The sequence below is a fragment of the Nitrosomonas sp. genome (assembly GCF_040240425.1).
Lineage (GTDB): Bacteria > Pseudomonadota > Gammaproteobacteria > Burkholderiales > Nitrosomonadaceae > Nitrosomonas.
Genome location: NZ_QPHG01000022.1, coordinates 1 through 18212, shown reverse-complemented (window position 1 = coordinate 18212; position 18212 = coordinate 1). Strand labels below are relative to the sequence as shown.

Genomic DNA, 18212 nt, shown 5'->3' with positions numbered 1-18212 from the left:
CACCTCCGCTTTGGGATCGTTATTTCATGATTGTTCAAGATAAAGTTAGCGAATGCCGGATTTTCCAGGTGCTATGATGCCGTTGGGATCCAGCGCTTTCTTGAGTGTTTTGTGTACTTTTCGTTGTACTGGACCATAGGTTTCTGCAACTTTATCCATAAAGGCCGTATTGACGCGATAGGTGCCATATCCCCGCGCGGAAAATTCCGTCAGCAGTTCGTCGAAACACTGATAAGCCGCTTTCGTTTGTTCGGGATCGGTCTTGTCGTACAACACGTCGACGATATGATGCATATCGCGCATGCCAACGATGAATTCGCCCGAATAATCCAGTCCGTATTTCGCCAGAATCTGCTTGGTCAGCGCCATTTGTTTCAGGGTTTCACTGCCACGTGCTTGCGAAACCGGCGCAAACCACATCGATCCGCCACCTCCGCGCCAGTTATATAGCGAAAATTCCGTCAACGTCATTTCTCCACGCATGAGCTTGGCGCGATAAGCAAATGCAGGATCATCCGCTGCTTCCTGCTCCGTCAGAATTTTTGCCTTGCCGGATTGACCGAATGCCTGTGTCACGATTTTCCAGTTCACATCGATTTGTTCCTGCGTGCCGTAGAGCGCCGCGTAGACATTCCAGATCCCCAGTTTATGATCTTTCATGATTCGGTAGACGGCTTCATCCGGGATTGAACCCGGCCCGGATACATAATCACTCCGCTTGGCTTTTACCGGCGCTTCATAGAGCGCATGGGCAATGACCACAGCGTTGGGAATGACCCCGCTGATGCGCAGCGGCCGGATCGTTTCTACGATTTCCACGATGTCTTCTTCGTGTTGGTATTGGATGACGAACGGCTTGAATGCCGGTGGCTCAGGCATCAGCCAAAAACCGAATTTAGTGACGATGCCATAGTTCGATTGCGTGAAAATGCCATCCAGGTAGGGGCCATAGCCCCATTTGAATACCTGCCAGGTGTTGGAATTGGGCATTGAGCCCATGCCGGTACGCAACACTTCTCCATTCGCCAGCACGACCTCCATGCCGCAAGCGAACAAAAAGTGCTCGCCATAAGGCGTGTAACCCACGCCCCGATCCAGTGTATTACCCACTGGCCCAGCAATGGCGGAAGGGGCGGGCATGGATAGCCATAAACCCAATTTGTGTTCTTTGATGTAATCGTAGAGTTGTTGATAAGTCACACCCGGTTCAACCAAGGCAAAGGCCAGATCCTTATCTACTTCAAGGATGCGGTTCATGCGCTTGAGATCAAGCACCACCTGACCCCGTTCTGCCGGAGCGGCCGAGCCGTAGCCCAGATTTTTCCCGGTGGAAATCATCCAGACCGGCACTTTGTATTGATTGCAAATTGCCACGATTTTCTGGATTTGCTCGACGGTGGTGGCCAGTAATGCTGCGGATGGCGTATGGTCGGCATCAGGAACCGGCATCATGGTCTTGATGTAGGGAGCAAGCTGTTCCGCGCTGGTGAGTACGGAAGTATCACCCAGGACCTTGCGAAAATCACGGATGGCCGCATCGAAGTTTTTTTCCGATACGCCTTTGGGCAATGCAATATATTGACTGGCCATGCTGTGTTCTCCCTACACGTCGATTACGAACGAAACAAAATGATTTCCCGCCAAGCCATCATGATCCAGATTGCGCTGACCGGATCGATATACAAATGCGCGGCTGGAACAAGATTCCTGATGCGTTCCCATACCTATTGCAGTGGCCACGACCGCGTAACCGGTAGCTTCTATCCAGTTGTCAAACCGGAGCTGCTCAATTGTTGCACCCGCCGTTGTTTTGTCTCGATCATTGGAAGATTCATCGCTCCGGGATGATACCGATTTCCAATTTTCCGATGTTTTCCAGCCAATCAGTTGACCTGCTTCCAGCGGAGATACTCCGGCGCAATGCAAATGAGTTGCGGGTTGCTTTGCCAACCAATAAGACGAAAATCCCGCTAACGATGAATCTTTCATTGCACGATCAACCACCGTTTGTTCAAGAAAATTTTCGACAATGGAGAAATCATGCTGATTTTGGTTGAGCAAGGAAGCCAGTAATCCCCCGGCGCTGTACGGCGGTGATGCGCTAGTCCACACGTGTCGTGTAGGAAAGGAAGCGTCATTGCCGGACGAAGACATGTGTGAGCCCAATGAAAGCAGGCGTCCTTCAAAATTCCTCACCAATTCAGTGAATATGGCTGCGCTGGCGTAATCCATGACGGCAATCCAACGCATATTGCGGGATTGCATCAATAAATCGACGATGCGTAGCGGGTTGGTTAATAGCGCGTCTTCTAATGGGAATGCCGGTAATGTACTTTGATGGTAATCGATGTAGCGGCTGCAAGCGGCTTGGGCACCTTTGGCAAATGCTTTATCGATGGAGGTGTTTCCCAGCAACAACTGGCAGTTGCGCGTGCTACCGGAGAGCGTTTGGCTGATGGATGCTGCTTGAGCGATGGTGGGAATACCGAAGGCCAGCATGGTTCCGCCAGTCACCATGCCCTTGATGAGGATACGCCGCTTTTCATCCATAAAATGTGACCTCCTTAATGCTGCGTTTCTTTTTTTGAAATGAAATCCGCCAGTTTGGCTAATGACTCATCATCGATTTCTGCAGCGCGAAAAGCTGGCATGGCCCGGTTCCCATTACGCACGATTGCGCGGATGTAGGCTGCGGGAAGTTCGCGATTGCGAATTTGCGGTCCTACATGGGCTTCATGACAATACGCACAAATTTTGGCGTAAATTTCCGCGCCATCCTTCCATGCAAATCCGGGATTGTTTTTCTCATCCTGTGCCGACCATGCGCTGCTTATCGTAACAATGATTGCAGCTAGACAGCTGAATATGCAATTTGCCAATTTTGTTTTTTTCATGTTAATTCTCCATTCCAGGATCCTACTGCCATAGCAAGCTCGTCACTTTCTTGCCCATAATCTGCTCATTAAATACAACTTTGGCCATGGAAGAACCGGCGCAAGCGACACCATAACAAACATGCAAGGGCAATAAGTGCTCTTCTCTCGGATGACAAAACCGGGCAAACGGAGCCTTTTCCCATTCGATCAATCGTTGTTCGCGCACTTCGGGTGAAATCGCTGGATCAGTGCATGTTTCAATCAGCCAGTGATCAAATCCTTCATTTTCTTTGCTGCTATCGATATTGTTAGAGAAAAACGTTTTCAAATTATGAAATGACATGCCTGAACCGATGATCAGAATATTTTTCTCTCGCAGCGATGCAATCGCTTCTCCAAGAGCGATATGCTTTCTCGGATCCAAATTTTTGAGTAACGATAGCTGAATGCATGGAATCCGGGCTTGCGGAAACATAAGCTTGAGCGGCACAAACAATCCATGATCAAAACCGCGTTGCTCATCAAGCCTCGCCGGTATACCGCTCGCCATTAACAATGCGTGAATTTCCTTCGCCAACCCGGGATTACCCGGTGCTGCATATTGAATGGTGTAGGCTTCGGCAGGAAATCCATAATAATCATAGATTATTTCGGGTTGGCTGTTGCTGGTTATCGTTGCTTGTTCCTCTTCCCAGTGTGCGCTAATGACTAAAATCGCTGCTGGCTCACCCAGCTCACTGGTGATTTCCTTTAGAAAAGAAACCATTTTTTCATGCCCTTTGTCACCGAGAACCGGTAATGGCCCGCCACCGTGCGGTAAAAACAGAACGGGCGAAAGCGCTGGCGATTTTGGGTTCATCGTTTGAAATTTCTACGATTGGAAAGTACGGGAGAGTGTGCGCATTCTCTTTCTCCAAACTTTCCGTCAGCGAGCTAGCTTGCTGGCTACTTGCGCAACGTGAGTGCCCTGAAAGCGCGCAATTTTTATTTCATTGTCTGATGGAAGACGCTTGCCATCGCCACCGGCCAGCGTACTAGCGCCATAGGGAGAGCCACCGGTGATTTCATTCATGTTCATGATTTCCTGACAGGAATAGGGAACGCCCACGATGATCATGCCGTGATGCAGCAAGGTAGTATGAAACGAGGTGATCGTGGTTTCCTGACCGCCATGCTGCGTACCGGTCGACGTAAACACGCTGCCCACTTTACCGATCAGCCCGCCGTTAAGCCATAATCGGCCTGTCTGATCCAGGAAATTGCGCATTTGCGCGCACATATTGCCGAAGCGTGTAGGCGTACCGAAGATAATGGCATCATAATTTGGGAGTTCATCAACCGTTGCAATCGGTGCTGGCTGATCCAGCTTGGCACCAACCCTTTGCGCCACTTCTTCCGACATCAGTTCGGGGACACGTTTGACGGCAACCTCGGTGTTTTCGACGTTGCGCGCACCTTCGGCCACTGCATTGGCCATAATTTCGATATGACCATACATGCTGTAGTAGAGAACGAGAACTTTTGCCATGACACACCTCCTGACTGTTGGGGTTGTGAACTAAAACTTTGCCAGAATTAGATAGTACTCGCTTTATATAATATATAAAATTAAAAATTCAGAAGCGTTGTTTTAGACTTTTCATACTTACTCCAGCTTGGTTGCGCGTAGCCGCAATGCATTGACGATCACGCTCACAGAAGATAACGACATCGCTGCTGCGGCAAAAACCGGCGATAGCAAAATACCGAAGAACGGATACAACACCCCGGCTGCGATCGGTATGCCAGCCGTATTGTAGATAAAGGCGAAGAACAGATTTTGGCGGATGTTACGCATGGTTGCTTCGGATAGGCGCCGTGCCCGGACAATGCCCAGCAGATCGCCGCGCAGCAAGGTTACCCCCGCGCTTTCAATGGCAACATCGGTGCCAGTACCCATGGCAATGCCAACATCGGCGGTGGCCAAAGCCGGAGCATCGTTGACACCATCCCCCGCCATGGCGACCACTCGCCCTTGTTCGCGCAATCGCATGACGATTGCCGCTTTCTGATCGGGTAACACTTCCGCTTCCACTTCGTCGATACCCAATTGCCGGGCGACTGCTTCAGCCGTAGTGCGGTTATCCCCGGTTAGCATGACGATGCGGATGCCATCGGCGTGTAAAGCTTTGATAGCGGCGGGTGTCGATTCCTTCACCGGATCGGCGATAGCGACAATACCGGCAGATGTTCCATCGACGGCCACGAAGATGACTGTCGCCCCATCCTGACGCAGTTCATCTGCTTTCGTTTCCAACACCCGGGTATCGATATTCAATTCTGCGAGAAATTTGCTGTTACCCAGCACAATCCGGTGACCATCGACGTTGCCGAGCACACCTTTGCCAACTGGTGAATCAAAGTTGACTGCCTTGACCAGCACGATTGAGCGTTCCTTCGCCGCGGCAACGATAGCGGCAGCCAAAGGGTGTTCGCTTCCTTGTTCCAGGCTAGCTGCAACGTGTAGCAGCTCGTTTTCGCCGATATTGTCCATAGTGTGAATTGCTGTGACCCTGGGTTTACCTTCAGTCAGCGTACCGGTCTTGTCAATAACGATCGTGTCGACCTTTTCCATGCGTTCCAATGCTTCGGCGTTCTTGATCAGGACGCCTTCGGTCGCACCTCGTCCGACACCCACCATGATCGACATCGGTGTCGCTAGACCCAGTGCGCATGGACAAGCGATGATCAGCACGCTGACGGCGGTAATAAGCGCATATGCCATGGCGGGCGGCGGTCCCCAGACCGACCAAGCGGCATAGGCCAAGATGGCAGTTACAATGACTAACGGCACAAACCAGCTGGCAACGATGTCCGCCAAGCGCTGAATCGGTGCGCGAGATCGTTGCGCTTCCGATACCATGCGGACGATTTGCGCTAGCATCGTTTCACGCCCGACTTTTTCCGCGCGCATCACGAAACTGCCCTGACCATTGATAGTCCCGCCGATTACCTGGTCTCCGGGTTGCTTGCGAACCGGCATGGATTCGCCCGTCACCATCGATTCATCGATATTCGAACTACCTTCGATCACTTTGCCATCGACCGGTACCCGGTCGCCGGGGCGAACTCTCAGCCGATCACCTGCTACTACCTGATCCAAGTTGATTTCCACTTCAACATCGCCATCGTCAAGACGGCGGGCCGTCGTCGGTGACAAATTGAGCAAGGCTTTAATCGCACCGGAAGTACGTTCACGTGCGCGTAATTCGAGCACTTGGCCCAATAACACCAGCACGGTGATAACCGCCGCAGCCTCGAAATACACTGCGACCGATCCATCGCTGCTGCGGAAGGCATCGGGAAAGAGATCGGGTGCAACGGTGGCGACGATGCTATAGATCCATGCCACACCGGTGCCCATCGCAATCAGTGTGAACATGTTCAGCGCGCGGTTTGTTATCGATTGCCAGCCGCGCACAAAGAACGGCCATCCTGACCACCACACGACTGGTGTTGCCAGCAGCAGTTGTAGCCAATTGGAAGTTTGAGGAGATAGTAAATGCGTCAGCCCGATCAGATGACCGCCCATTTCCAAGATAAAAACGGGTGCGGTCAATATGAGACCAATCCAGAAGCGGTGGCTCATGTCCGTAAGTTCCGCACTCGGTCCGGCACTGAGGGATACTTCCGCCGGTTCTAATGCCATGCCGCAAATCGGACAGCTGCCCGGACCGGCTTGCCGTATTTCCGGATGCATGGGGCAGGTATAAATATTGCCGGGCATGGATTCCCCGGTTGGGGACTTGCCGGTTAAATAGGTATTGGGTTCAGTAACGAATTTATCGTGACAGTGGGCAGAGCAGAAATAGTAAGCTTGATGATCATGTTCTGCACGGTATTTTGCTGTGGATGCATCGACCTGCATTCCGCAAACGGGATCGGCCGCTATAGCACGGTGATTCGTGTGATGATCGTGTTTATGCTGTATATCCTTGTGATGTTCGTAAGTCATAACTTGTAATCCTTATAGAACAAGCGTTATCGCACTTCAATACTTTTTCACCTAAAAATATAGGTCTCCAGAATGAAATAGTTTTCAAACTGTAAAAATCCAATCCAATATAGTAACTGGATACTTTAGAAAAAAATGAATTATTCTAAATGACCATATTTTATAAATACTAAGTATGAAGCGCTTGCATAATATGGTTTTCCCGTTGAAAAAGCTTTCAGGAACGATTAAATGCAATTTTCTTCTTGTCTGCCCTACTGATACAGTGCTTGAAACTTATTCATTATTGGTTTAACGTTTAAATCAATTGCCAATTAGTAAGCTGGATTGGGCATCCACCAGTCAAAAAAATCTAAGCAATATTCGACCGGTGTCAACATGCGAGAAATCTAAATGCATCAATTTACATCTTGCCGCAAAAGCGTTTAACAAATTTTATTTGACAATTAAGACAACCGGTCGTATTGTGTGCGTATGGCAAAATCGATCCAAAAAGAACTCAATAGAGAAAACCTCTTAAACCAAGGCGTCGCTTTATTTATTGAGCAAGGTTATCACGGTACCGGGTTGCAGGAAATTCTCGATGCGGTGAGCGTTCCAAAGGGTTCTTTCTATAATTATTTCGGCAGCAAAGAGGATTTTGGTGCTGAGGTCATTCAGCACTATATTGATCCTTTTATTGTGAGGTTGTCCACACATCTGAGCAAAACCGACACGGATGCGCTAAACGCAATCAGGAGATATTTTGACGAGCTAATTGTGGAACTCGAAAATAACCAATTTAAAGGCGGTTGCCTGCTGGGTAATCTGATGGGAGAAATCGGCAGCACCAACGATGTTTGTCAGCAATCCCTGCAATCGGCTATCAGGCGCTATCGAGATTTATTGCAGTCTGGATTGGCCAAGGCGCAACAGCAAGGAACAGTAAGGTCAGACAAATCGTCCGAAGCAATGGCTGATTTGCTGATCAATGCCTGGCAAGGAGCTTTACTGCGAATGCAAATAGAGAAATCATCTGCGCCGGTTAAGCAATGTTGTCAGGATTTGCTGGAAGATTATTTTAGGGCTTGATTATTTTTTATCGAATAAATAGACGACCGGTCATATTATTAATTCAATTTTAGAGGAGATAAAAATGCCAAAATATATTATTGAACGCGAAATTCCTGGAGCAGGTTCACTGACACAACAAGAGCTAAAAGCCATTTCGCAGAAATCATGCGGTATCTTAAACAGTATGGGGCCACGAATCCAGTGGCTGGAAAGTTATGTAACTGACGATAAAGTCTATTGCGTCTACATTGCCCCCGATGAGACCACCGTTAGAGCACATGCTGAACAAGGCGAGTTTCCAGCCAATCGTATTTCTCAAATCAGATCCGTGATTGATCCAAGTACGGCTGAATAGCATGCAAAAACTTTGCCGCTCATGAAAAATATTTTTCATCAAGGGAGTAATGATTATGCAACCCCATACTTTTCGCCTTGCAATACTAACTCTGACCCTGGTTGTCGCAAGTACTTTTGAATCATTTGCAGCAACTGAATCAGACGGACAGCTTATACCTAGACTGCAAAATCTGGGTACGCACACATTTCCAGTCAGTACACGCAATCCACTGGCACAGCAATATATCAACCAGGGCCTCAATCTAGCGTATGCATTCAATCATGCTGAGGCGCGCCGCGCATTTCGCGAAGCGGCAAGGCTTGACCCCGGACTTACGATGGCTTACTGGGGTCAGGCACTCGTACTCGGTCCTAATATCAACGCCATGATGGAGCCGAACGAAGAGCCGCAGGCTTTGGAAATTATGCAGCAAGCCAAGTCACTGATGATGAATGCTTCGCCAAAGGAACAAGCACTCATCAGCGCACTGGAAAAGCGCTATTCAGGAAAAACCGAACACAGAACAACGAATGATAAGGCTTACGCGGAGGCAATGCGGGAGGTGCATCAGCGTTTTCCGGATGATGCGGATATCGCGGTGCTGTATGTCGAGTCCATGATGGATTTGCGACCTTGGGGCTACTGGATGCTCGACGGTACTCCGTATGAAGGCACAGCCGAAATCGTCGCGCTTACTGAAGATGTATTACATCGCAATCCGCAACATCCTGGCGCGCTGCACATGTATATTCACCTGATTGAGCCGACCAGTACACCTGAGCGTGCAGAGAAGGCAGCCGATACCTTGCTGAACTTAATGCCGGAGGCAGGGCACATAATACACATGGCATCGCATATTTATCAGCGGATCGGACGCTACGCCGATTCCATGAAAAGCAATCAATTGGCAATCGCGGCAGACGAAAATTACATTACACAATGCCATGCCCAAGGGGTATACCCGATGGTCTATTATCCGCACAACATTCACTTTCTCTGGTTCGCAGCCACTATGGATGGTCAAAGCAAGATTGCAATCGAATCTGCCAAACAAGCTGCTGGCAAAATTGACGATGAAGTGCTAAAAGCGATTCCATTAGCGGCTATTTTCCGCGTGACACCTTATTGGGCATTAGCCAGGTTTGGACATTGGCAAGAAATTCTTGAACAACCTGCGCCACCGTCAACCAATCCATTCTTGACCGGGAGCTGGCATTATGTACGCGGTCTAGCATTTGTTGCGATGAGGCAACCGCTACAAGCTGAGCAGGAGTTAATAGCGCTGCGCAAGATCATGAAAAACCCGTCACTAGACAATTCGCTGTTGTCTAAAAATACTACCAGCACCATACTTAGTATCGCACCTGAAGTACTGGCAGGTGAAATTGCCGCTGCTCACGGTCAATTCGATCAGGCTATTGCATACCTTGAAAAAGCGGTTCGCCTAGAGGATGCCCTGGTATATACAGAGCCATCAGAATTTCATCTCCCGCCACGCTTGGCACTGGGTGCTATCTTGCTGGAAGCAGGTCAGCCGACTGAAGCGGAAACCGTTTACTGGGAAGACTTGCGGCGAAATCGTAACAATGGTTGGGCACTCTACGGACTGATACAGGCATTGCGCGCGCAAAAAAAGGATGATCAGGCAAGGCTTATCGAAGCGCGCTTCAAAAAAGCTTGGGAGCGTGCAGATGTCACCCTGCAGGCATCCCGCTTCGGGCGCCCGTTACGCTGAGCAAGCACATAGCCAAATGGTTCTGGCAACACTCAATCTCCAGCGCGGCTACTACTAGCTTGGATGAACTCGGCGAACCCAGCAAGAAAACTTCGGAGTTGCTCATGTGCTGCCTCATCTACCGTTTCACCCGATTCATTGAAGACGTGATGTGCTCGTGATATGAGCAACCGTCCACCGAACCATGGACGCATGCCTAATGCCCGTAGCACAGGGAGCCAGGCATTCTGAGACAGGACTGTGCCAAATCCGCCGGGCGATGCACCCATTAGTGCAACTGGACGATCGCCGAAAGTTCGTGCAATACTGCTTGGTGGCCGAGATAGCCAGTCATTCGCATTTTTGAGCACGCCCGGTATGGAATTATTGTATTCTGGGGTAGCCAGCAATAATCCATCCGCAGCAGCAATTTGTTCTTGCAGCACAATAACTGTTTGAGGAATACCTTCATTGACCTCGATATCTTCATCATAGAGCGGAATGCCTTTGAGTGTCGCGATCTCCAACTTGGCTTCGTTCGGCATTAGTCCTGCGGCCATACGTAGAGCAGTGCAGTATTGTACGAACCGCTACGTAGACTTCCTGTAATTCCGATGATTTGTATCATGATGTCTTACTGTTATGTTGATAAACCTGAAAATAGGCTATTTGCAACGGCACTGTGTAGCACAAGTGTATTGAGAGTAGCTGATGCAGTTCGTAACACACTTAAAGTACTCACTTTTATTTGCCTCCTGCATCATAATTTTTTCCCCATTCGTCCATCGCATACAGGATAGTTTTAAGTGAATGTCCTAACGGAGATAATGAATATTCTACGTGCGGGGGAATCTCGTTGAAATTATTCCTGATAATTAATTGGTCTGCTTCCATTTCTCGCAATTGTCGGCTGAGGGTACGGTGAGTAATTCCTGTTAAATCCCTTTGTAACTGATTAAATCGCATCGTACCGTTTAATAGGCTATGGATAATCAGAACTTTCCAACGCCCTCCAATCACTTTCAACGTCACTTCTACGGGACAACAGGCTTCTTTCTTTGACATTTGACATCCTTCGCGTGGCAGTATCCTTTTTGTGCGTACTTGTAATTTATCCTGACGGTATTAATCTATCACGTAAACACAAAATCTAGTTGGGGGATAATAAGCTATGCAGACATTAAAATCTGATCCATCCGTTAAGAAACTGTTACGTATCCAACGGAATACAGATCAGCACTGGGTTGGTGATGGTTTTCCTGTACGCACATTATTTTCCTATTCAATACTGGGCCCTATGACCAGTCCTTTTTTGCTGGTTGATTATGCTGGACCCATGGAATTCTCACCGACTGAGCAACGCCATGGTGTGGGCGAACATCCACACAGTCTTGTTTCTAAGTTGCAGTTCTTTTAGAAAGCGAAGAATTAGGAATAAAAATGACCTTGGAAGAAAAACTTAACGACTTAAATCGGATGATTTTAAATGGCGAGATATTGGAATCGATGGATAAGTATTACCATCCCGATTGCATCGTAGTCGAAAGAAATGATGTGGTGGCGAAAGGCTTGAAACAAGCCAAAGATCGAGAATCCGAATTATTCGAAGGTGTTGAAGTATGGCTCAAATCGGAAATTGTATCGACCGCCGTAGGAGAAAACGTCACGATGACCGAGTGGCATTATGAATACAAGCATAAAGATTTAGGCCACAAGAAGTTTGATCAAGTAGCGGTACAGCACTGGAAAGATGGCAAGATCATCAGTGACCGATTCTATGCGCTGTATTGAATAAAAATGCATAACAACAACCAATGAAAGGAGCACTACAATGAACAAGACTTTCAAATACAACCGGCTTTCTAAAGATGATGCTGTTTTGCTATTGGTGGATCATCAGGCAGGGTTGATTTCGCTGGTGCAGGATTTTTCACCGAATGAGTTCAAAAATAACGTATTAGCCATCACAGCTTGTGGTAAATATTTCAAGTTGCCCACCATCCTGACCACCAGCTTTGAAGGAGGCCCCAATGGGCCGCTGGTTCCGGAAATCAAGGAGATGCACCCTACTGCACCGTATATCGCTCGTCCCGGCAATATCAATGCCTGGGATAACGAAGATTTTGTCAATGCGATCAAAAAAACTGGCCGCAAGCAACTGATCATCGCCGGTGTAGTCACTGAAGTCTGCGTCGCTTTTCCAGCGTTATCTGCGATCGAAGAAGGTTATGAAGTATTCGTAGTTACCGATGCTTCCGGTACTTTTAATGAAATAACTCGTGACGCCGCTTGGGCACGCATGCAAGCTTCCGGTGTGCAACTGATGAGCTGGTTTGGCGTGGCTTGCGAATTGCACCGCGACTGGCGTAATGATATCGAAGGGTTGGGTGCTTTATTTTCCAGTTATCTGCCTAACTACCGTAACCTCATGACGAGCTACTTCGCCATTACCAAGAAATAAATAGTCAGGCTCCGAAAGGGATGAAACATGGGTGATAGCGCGGTAACCCTGCGCCGTCGGCGTATTTTGCAAGCAGCCGGAGCGTCGTTATTGTTTTTCGAAAACTGGCGTGCTTGCTGAAACTTCGCGAGGTGCATCAATGCAGAACCACAAAACCCAATTGATACTACACAACGGTCAATTCACGACGCTGGATCGCCAGAATCCGCAAGCCACGGCCGTTGCCATTGCGAAAGGCTGTTTCATTGCTGTGGGAAACGACGACGAGGTGATGTGCTTTGCCGATGACCATGCACAGGTAATTGATCTTAACCGCCGCCGCGTCATTCCCGGTCTGATCGATTCGCATCTGCATTTCATCCGCGGTGGACTCAATTACAATATGGAGTTGCGCTGGGACGGCATCCCCTCGTTGGCTGATGCCATGCGCCGCCTGAAAGAACAGGTAGCACGCACGCCCGCACCGCAATGGGTGCGCATCGTCGGCGGCTTTACAGAAATGCAGTTCGCTGAAAAACGCTTGCCGACACTTGACGAAATCAATGCAGTCGCACCGGATACCCCGGTTTTCATCTTGCATCTTTACGATCGCGCCCTGCTAAATCGCGCAGCACTGCGCGCCTGCGGCTACGATCGTGACACGCCTAATCCGCCAGGCGGTTTGATTGCCAAGGACGCCAACGGAGAACCGATAGGTCTGCTGCTGGCAGAGCCCAATGCGCTGATCCTGTATTCGGCGCTTGCCAAAGGTCCCAAGCTGCCTTACGAGTATCAGCTCAATTCCACGCGCCATTTCATGCGGGAAATGAACCGCCTGGGTATAACCAGCGTCATTGATGCCGGTGGCGGTTTTCAGAACTACCCAGACGATTACAAGATTATTGAAGAATTGCACCAAACGGGTGAGCTGACCCTACGTATCGCCTATAACCTGTTCACACAAAAAGCTGGAGAAGAGGTTGCCGACTTCACTAAGTGGACAAAGATGGGAAAACCTGGCGACGGTGATAGTTACTACCGGCATAACGGCGCAGGCGAAATGCTGGTCTTTTCTGCAGCAGATTTCGAGGATTTTCGCATGCCACGTCCGAATATGGTGCCGAATATGGAGAACGATCTGGAGGCGGTGGTGCGCATTCTTGTCAGTAATCACTGGCCATTCCGTCTGCACGCCACCTACAATGAGACCATCTCACGTGCGCTGGATGTATTCGAAAAGGTGAATCGGGATATTCCCTTTGACGGACTGCACTGGTTTTTTGATCATGCCGAAACCGTAACCGATGCCAATCTTGAGCGTATCGCCAAACTTGGCGGCGGTATCGCCATACAGCACCGCATGGCTTATCAGGGTGAATTTTTCGTGCAGCGCTACGGCCGCAAAGCTGCGGAGCGCACGCCGCCTTATCGGCGTATGCTGCAAATGGGCGTCAATGTCGGCGCTGGTACTGACGCCACTCGTGTGGCCAGCTACGATCCATGGAATGCCCTTTATTGGCTGACTAGTGGTAAAACTTTGGGCGGTCTCTCGCTGTACCCGGTAGCGAACCTTGTCGATCGCGAGACTGCGTTACGTCTGTACACGCAGGCAAATACCTGGTTTTCGAACGAGGAGGGTATCAAAGGTCAGATTAAAGTCGGTCAATACGCGGACCTCGCCGTACTGTCCGCCGACTACTCTAGCGTGCCGGAAGACGAAATTCGCAATCTTGTTTCGGTGCTGACGATCGTCGGCGGGCGCATTGTTTACGGTGATGACGAATTCAGCGCGCTTTCTCCACCCTTGCCACCAGCCATGCCAGATTGGTCTCCGGTGAATCACTACAGCGGCTATTTCAAGCCTGCGGCTAATGTGGCCGCATTAAATGCGTTTGCTCAGACAGCTTGCGGCTGCGGGATCAGTTGTTCCTTGCATGGACATGCTCATGGACGTGCGTATCAAGATGCTGTGAATATTGGTGACCAGCGTGGCTTCTGGGGTGTGCTCGGCTGTTCGTGCTGGGTAATATGATGCATATAAAACCTCGCTTGCTCAGTAAACCTCTATATGTGCCAACAGACGGCCAGAAAATATAAAACCAGTCTGATTACCGTTGTACTGTTTGCCATGTCATTGTCAGTGGCTGCATCCGAATATATGTCGCTACGATTCGAGGAGAACTGAGGGTCAAATTGCAACAAAATTACACCCAAATGCTGGCGTATCACCGAGGAAACTATTCTTACGCTCGGTTCTGACGCGCGCGTGCGCGCCCAAGGTTATTGGCCTCTGGATTTCGGTATCGGTAACACAATGAACAGCCATAGGGGTGACAGCTATACACTGTTTCGGGGCTTAATGCATGGCGACCTACGTGTCGGCAAGCATGCTCAGATGTTCATGCAGTTCGGGGCCTATGATGAATCTGGGCGCCGTGGGGGTGCAGAGAGCACCGATCAAAGCAATATCGACTTGCAGCAGGGTTTTCTGGCTTGGAACGGCGATAGATTTTCCCTCCGTGCGGGCAGACAGGAAGTTATTTTGGGCACCTCGCGCTTGATCGCGGTACGAGAGAGTCCCAGTATCCGTCTTGCTTTCGATGGCGCCGCGCCAGTTGGAAACAGGGGCCATATCGCATTGATGCTCTCGCCTTTCGTCCGGTTTTCAATAAACCGGAAGCTTTTGATGATGTGACTAGCAAGTCGCAGGCGCTGTACGGCTTATATGCCACATTCGCACCGGAAAGTATTGCGCCGCTCAAAATCGATCTCTACTGGCTAGGTTATTATGAAAGAGATCAAGGTCGGTTTGCAGCAGCGCAGGGACGGGAACACAGGCATTCTTTCGGCACACGGCTTTTCGGTTCTGCAAAGAATTGGGATTGGAACCTGGAAGCGGTGTTTCAGATTGGCCATGTCGGCAGTCAAGCTATCAGTGCCTGGACAGTTGCTTCTGATACAGGTTTTACCTTTACTGCGCAGTTGTGGTCACCCCGGCCCGGCTTGAAAGCGGACATTGCCAGCGGTGATAAAAATCCAAGCGATGGACGGCTCCCCGACCAGGGCTCGAACCTGGGACCTGCGGATTAATATGTGTTTTAACTAATTGTTTTCATTAATATTAACATCGCCAGTGCTCGCCAACACTCGCCAATAATTGTCAGATTTGTCACGTTTTATTCTTAGAGTTTTCTTAATAGCTGTACGCGAAAGTAAGAAAGTAGTAACTATACTAATATGCGACAATGATATTATAGTAGTGGCGAGCTTCAGTAGAAATTCCCTTCTAATATTAAATACTCTCTTACATAATCACGCTATTTTGTCCAGTCGGCGCTGACCAGGGCGCAAGCTAATGTTTTACATTGCAATCTGCAGCTAGCGGAGCTTTCATCTTGGCTTCCTGTTAAACCTTACTTAAATGTTTCTGCAGGAACTTAATGAAGTGCTGTGTTTTTGCGGGTAGTAACCGAGTTTCCGTAACGGCGTAGACGGATACTGGAGTCCCATGCCATTGAGGTAGTACGCGACACAATCGTCCACTGGCAAGATCATCAGCGACAATTTTTTCCCACATCATGATGATGCCCATATCGAGCGCTGCCAAGCGGCAAATCATCCCGACACTGTTGAGCTTGAATCGGCTACCAATAGAAACTTCGGTGGTGCGTGCCTCATTGTGTAGTGTCCACGTATTACTCTTCTTGATGCCCAGACACTCATGGTGCGCCAGATCGTCAGGCTCGGCAGGCTCTCCCGAGCGGTCAAGATAACGAGGCGAGGCGTATAGGTACACAGGGAGAACGCCCAATGGACGTGCGATCAATTGCGAGTTCTCCGGTTCTCCGATGCGGATTGCTACATCGAAAGGTTCGCTCACCAGATCGGCCCGTCGTGATGTTAGATCGAAATCGAAGACGATGCCCGGATAGAGCCTCGCAAATTCGGCGATCAATGGTGCCATATAGGTCACGGCAAAATCTACAGGTAACGAAGCGCGTAGCACGCCACTGGGCTGTTCGAGCATTTCGCCGAGTTGCTCGTGCGCGAGTTTGGCTTCATCAACGATACGTTTACAGCGCTCAAAATAAATCTGACCAGCCTCCGTTAATGTGATCCTGCGCGTTGTACGATGCAAAAGACGCAATCCGATCGTCTTCTCCAGCGCACTGATCCGACGCGATAGGGTTGAGTTCGGCATTCCGATAATATCGGCAGCCCCCCGAAAACTCCTGGCCTTGACAACTTCCACGAACAAGGCCATGTCATTCAGAAATTCCATAAGATTGCTCCATTATTAGAGCAATCTTATCCAAAAATCAGTCTTTATTCTATATAAGAAGCAGTAGACAATTCTACATCGAAAAATTTAGTGAAATCATCATGAATAATTGCATGAGAATATTAAAAAAATGGGAGAACATTGAGCCGATCGGCTTTATGTTGACCTTGTTGGAGTTTGCTCTATTACACCAGTACCAAGTCGGACTAAATCGGTCCTATCCAGCAGAAGGTTCGATACTTGCATCTATAACCTATTAATCCCATTCGATAAATTTATCTCTGACTGGCAAAAAGAAAGGTTTGTATAAAGTTTATATGGAGGTATTTTATGAAGCATATTATCAACGCAGTTACTATTGCTCTGTTAGTTATGCTGATAGCTGCGTGTGGTCGTCCTACGGTGACGATTAATGAAAGAGAAAGGGAAAATTATGAAAAAAAACTTGCTGGTAAAAAAATAGAGTGTCCATTCGGTCTGGATGCTAATGGATCATGCCTAGAAGAAGGTGATGATGGCATCTGGTAATTATGGCTGCTACCATTTCTGTAACAAAAAACCAGGATCTTTTTTTAGCTATATTTGAGCGCAAATACTTTAACAATCTGGGAATAGGTTTTTTTTAAGTTGAACTAAGAGCCACTATTATCTGATCTTTTGTGCTCACTTTTCTTAACCGCCTAGTAATAAATTGTGTAGCAGTAATTATTCAATGGTGACTCATATCAGGAAGTGGCAGAAATGTCACCTTGATCTATCTTAATGACGATCTATAGGCACACACTTTTTGTACTGGTAATAGTAAGTAAGACTGGTACAGCACTTGCTACTGAGGGCGGAGGCAGTATTTATCCGCTTGGGGCTGAGGAATATATCTGTTGTGCGTTACCTAAACCCGGGGTTTACGGGATGCTGTGGGGACGGCATTACAGTGCTGATAAAATTCGTGATAATGAGGGAGATGTTGTATCACACCCGTCTTTTAAGGTGACTGCCAGCGCTATTGTTCCTCGAATTGTATGGATCACACCGGTAAAAATTATAGGAGCCTCATTAGGTTTTCACACGATCATGCCTATTGTGAACCTCAATGTTAAGGTTGCTCCAGAAGTTTCTCAAAATAAAGCAGGTATCGGGGATATGACGGTAGGAGGAGTATTAGGCTGGCAGCTCAGTAATAAATTACATAGCGTGGTTGCACTTGATTTGTTTGCTCCAACTGGAAATTATCATAAGGATAACATTGCAAATATTGGCCGAAATTACTGGGCAATTCAACCTGTTCTTGGCATTACTCGTATTGATCCAATCGGCTTGAATATGGGTATCAAGGCGATGTGGACATATAATCTCCAAAATAAAGATACAAACTACCTATCCGGACAAGAGCTTATTATTGACTATACCCTAGGGAACCGCTGAACAAATCCCGAGGTTTGTTGAGATAATAGATTTATTAACGACCTTCTAAATACGCCATGCCACACCAAACGAGTTTTGCCGATCTTGATTACAG

General features: G+C 48.5%; 18 protein-coding genes and 1 pseudogene. 10 read left to right on the top strand and 9 right to left on the bottom strand.

The genetic code is table 11. From position 1 onward, the window contains the following. Positions 1-45: 45 nt before the first annotated feature. The 6 genes from DU481_RS09850 to DU481_RS09825 form a co-directional block, all read right to left on the bottom strand. Positions 46-1590 (bottom strand): FAD-binding oxidoreductase, encoded by a 1545-nt coding sequence (locus DU481_RS09850; protein WP_350134127.1) that lies wholly within the window; start codon positions 1588-1590, stop codon positions 46-48. Positions 1591-1602: 12 nt separating this feature from the next. After that, positions 1603-2550: a hypothetical protein gene (locus tag DU481_RS09845; RefSeq protein WP_350134125.1), complete on the bottom strand. Its 948-nt coding sequence runs from the start codon at positions 2548-2550 to the stop codon at positions 1603-1605. A 14-nt stretch (positions 2551-2564) separates the two neighbouring features. Then, positions 2565-2894, bottom strand: a complete 330-nt coding sequence (locus DU481_RS09840) for a c-type cytochrome (RefSeq protein ID WP_350134123.1) — start codon at positions 2892-2894, stop codon at positions 2565-2567. Between the two features lie 22 nt (positions 2895-2916). Next, positions 2917-3735: a DODA-type extradiol aromatic ring-opening family dioxygenase gene (locus DU481_RS09835; RefSeq protein WP_350134121.1), complete on the bottom strand. Its 819-nt coding sequence runs from the start codon at positions 3733-3735 to the stop codon at positions 2917-2919. Between the two features lie 66 nt (positions 3736-3801). Continuing rightward, entirely contained in the window at positions 3802-4404 is a 603-nt protein-coding gene (gene wrbA, locus DU481_RS09830; RefSeq protein ID WP_350134120.1) for an NAD(P)H:quinone oxidoreductase, read from the bottom strand. A gap of 117 nt (positions 4405-4521) precedes the next feature. Then, the gene (locus DU481_RS09825) at positions 4522-6870 is read right to left on the bottom strand and encodes a heavy metal translocating P-type ATPase (RefSeq protein ID WP_350134118.1); all 2349 of its coding nucleotides are present in this window, start codon (positions 6868-6870) and stop codon (positions 4522-4524) included. A gap of 474 nt (positions 6871-7344) precedes the next feature. Between DU481_RS09825 and DU481_RS09820 the strand changes: the two genes are divergently transcribed. From DU481_RS09820 to DU481_RS09810, 3 genes are all read left to right on the top strand, one after another. After that, positions 7345-7941: a TetR/AcrR family transcriptional regulator gene (locus DU481_RS09820; RefSeq protein WP_350134116.1), complete on the top strand. Its 597-nt coding sequence runs from the start codon at positions 7345-7347 to the stop codon at positions 7939-7941. A gap of 64 nt (positions 7942-8005) precedes the next feature. Further along, positions 8006-8278: a DUF4242 domain-containing protein gene (locus tag DU481_RS09815; RefSeq protein ID WP_350134115.1), complete on the top strand. Its 273-nt coding sequence runs from the start codon at positions 8006-8008 to the stop codon at positions 8276-8278. A 55-nt stretch (positions 8279-8333) separates the two neighbouring features. Beyond that, positions 8334-9995: a tetratricopeptide repeat protein gene (locus DU481_RS09810; RefSeq protein WP_350134113.1), complete on the top strand. Its 1662-nt coding sequence runs from the start codon at positions 8334-8336 to the stop codon at positions 9993-9995. 32 nt (positions 9996-10027) lie between these two features. On the opposite strand, the gene DU481_RS09805 is transcribed toward DU481_RS09810, so the two are convergent. Both DU481_RS09805 and DU481_RS09800 read right to left on the bottom strand, forming a co-directional pair. Further along, positions 10028-10519, bottom strand: coding sequence for an NADPH-dependent FMN reductase (locus DU481_RS09805; RefSeq protein WP_350134111.1), 492 nt, complete (start codon positions 10517-10519; stop codon positions 10028-10030). Between the two features lie 199 nt (positions 10520-10718). After that, positions 10719-11039: a winged helix-turn-helix transcriptional regulator gene (locus tag DU481_RS09800; protein ID WP_090322429.1), complete on the bottom strand. Its 321-nt coding sequence runs from the start codon at positions 11037-11039 to the stop codon at positions 10719-10721. Positions 11040-11145: 106 nt separating this feature from the next. Between DU481_RS09800 and DU481_RS09795 the strand changes: the two genes are divergently transcribed. The 5 genes and pseudogenes from DU481_RS09795 (at position 11146) to DU481_RS09775 (ending at position 15504) form a co-directional block, all read left to right on the top strand. Next, positions 11146-11391, top strand: a complete 246-nt coding sequence (locus DU481_RS09795) for a hypothetical protein (RefSeq protein WP_350134109.1) — start codon at positions 11146-11148, stop codon at positions 11389-11391. 23 nt (positions 11392-11414) lie between these two features. Further along, a complete protein-coding gene (locus DU481_RS09790; protein WP_121167146.1) occupies positions 11415-11765 on the top strand; it encodes a nuclear transport factor 2-like protein in 351 nt (116 codons plus the stop codon). A 40-nt stretch (positions 11766-11805) separates the two neighbouring features. After that, complete coding sequence (ycaC, locus tag DU481_RS09785) at positions 11806-12435, top strand: isochorismate family cysteine hydrolase YcaC (RefSeq protein ID WP_090322421.1); 630 nt, start codon at positions 11806-11808, stop codon at positions 12433-12435. Positions 12436-12574: 139 nt separating this feature from the next. Then, the gene (locus DU481_RS09780) at positions 12575-14446 is read left to right on the top strand and encodes an amidohydrolase (RefSeq protein WP_350134107.1); all 1872 of its coding nucleotides are present in this window, start codon (positions 12575-12577) and stop codon (positions 14444-14446) included. Positions 14447-14680: 234 nt separating this feature from the next. Further along, positions 14681-15504, top strand: a pseudogene (locus DU481_RS09775) (alginate export family protein). Between the two features lie 316 nt (positions 15505-15820). Here DU481_RS09775 and DU481_RS09770 read toward each other — a convergent pair. After that, entirely contained in the window at positions 15821-16696 is an 876-nt protein-coding gene (locus DU481_RS09770; protein ID WP_350134105.1) for a LysR family transcriptional regulator, read from the bottom strand. A 330-nt stretch (positions 16697-17026) separates the two neighbouring features. Between DU481_RS09770 and DU481_RS09765 the strand changes: the two genes are divergently transcribed. Beyond that, positions 17027-17224, top strand: a complete 198-nt coding sequence (locus DU481_RS09765; protein WP_350134103.1) for a hypothetical protein — start codon at positions 17027-17029, stop codon at positions 17222-17224. Between the two features lie 234 nt (positions 17225-17458). Beyond that, complete coding sequence (locus tag DU481_RS09760) at positions 17459-18118, top strand: SphA family protein (RefSeq protein ID WP_350134101.1); 660 nt, start codon at positions 17459-17461, stop codon at positions 18116-18118. Positions 18119-18212 lie beyond the last annotated feature (94 nt).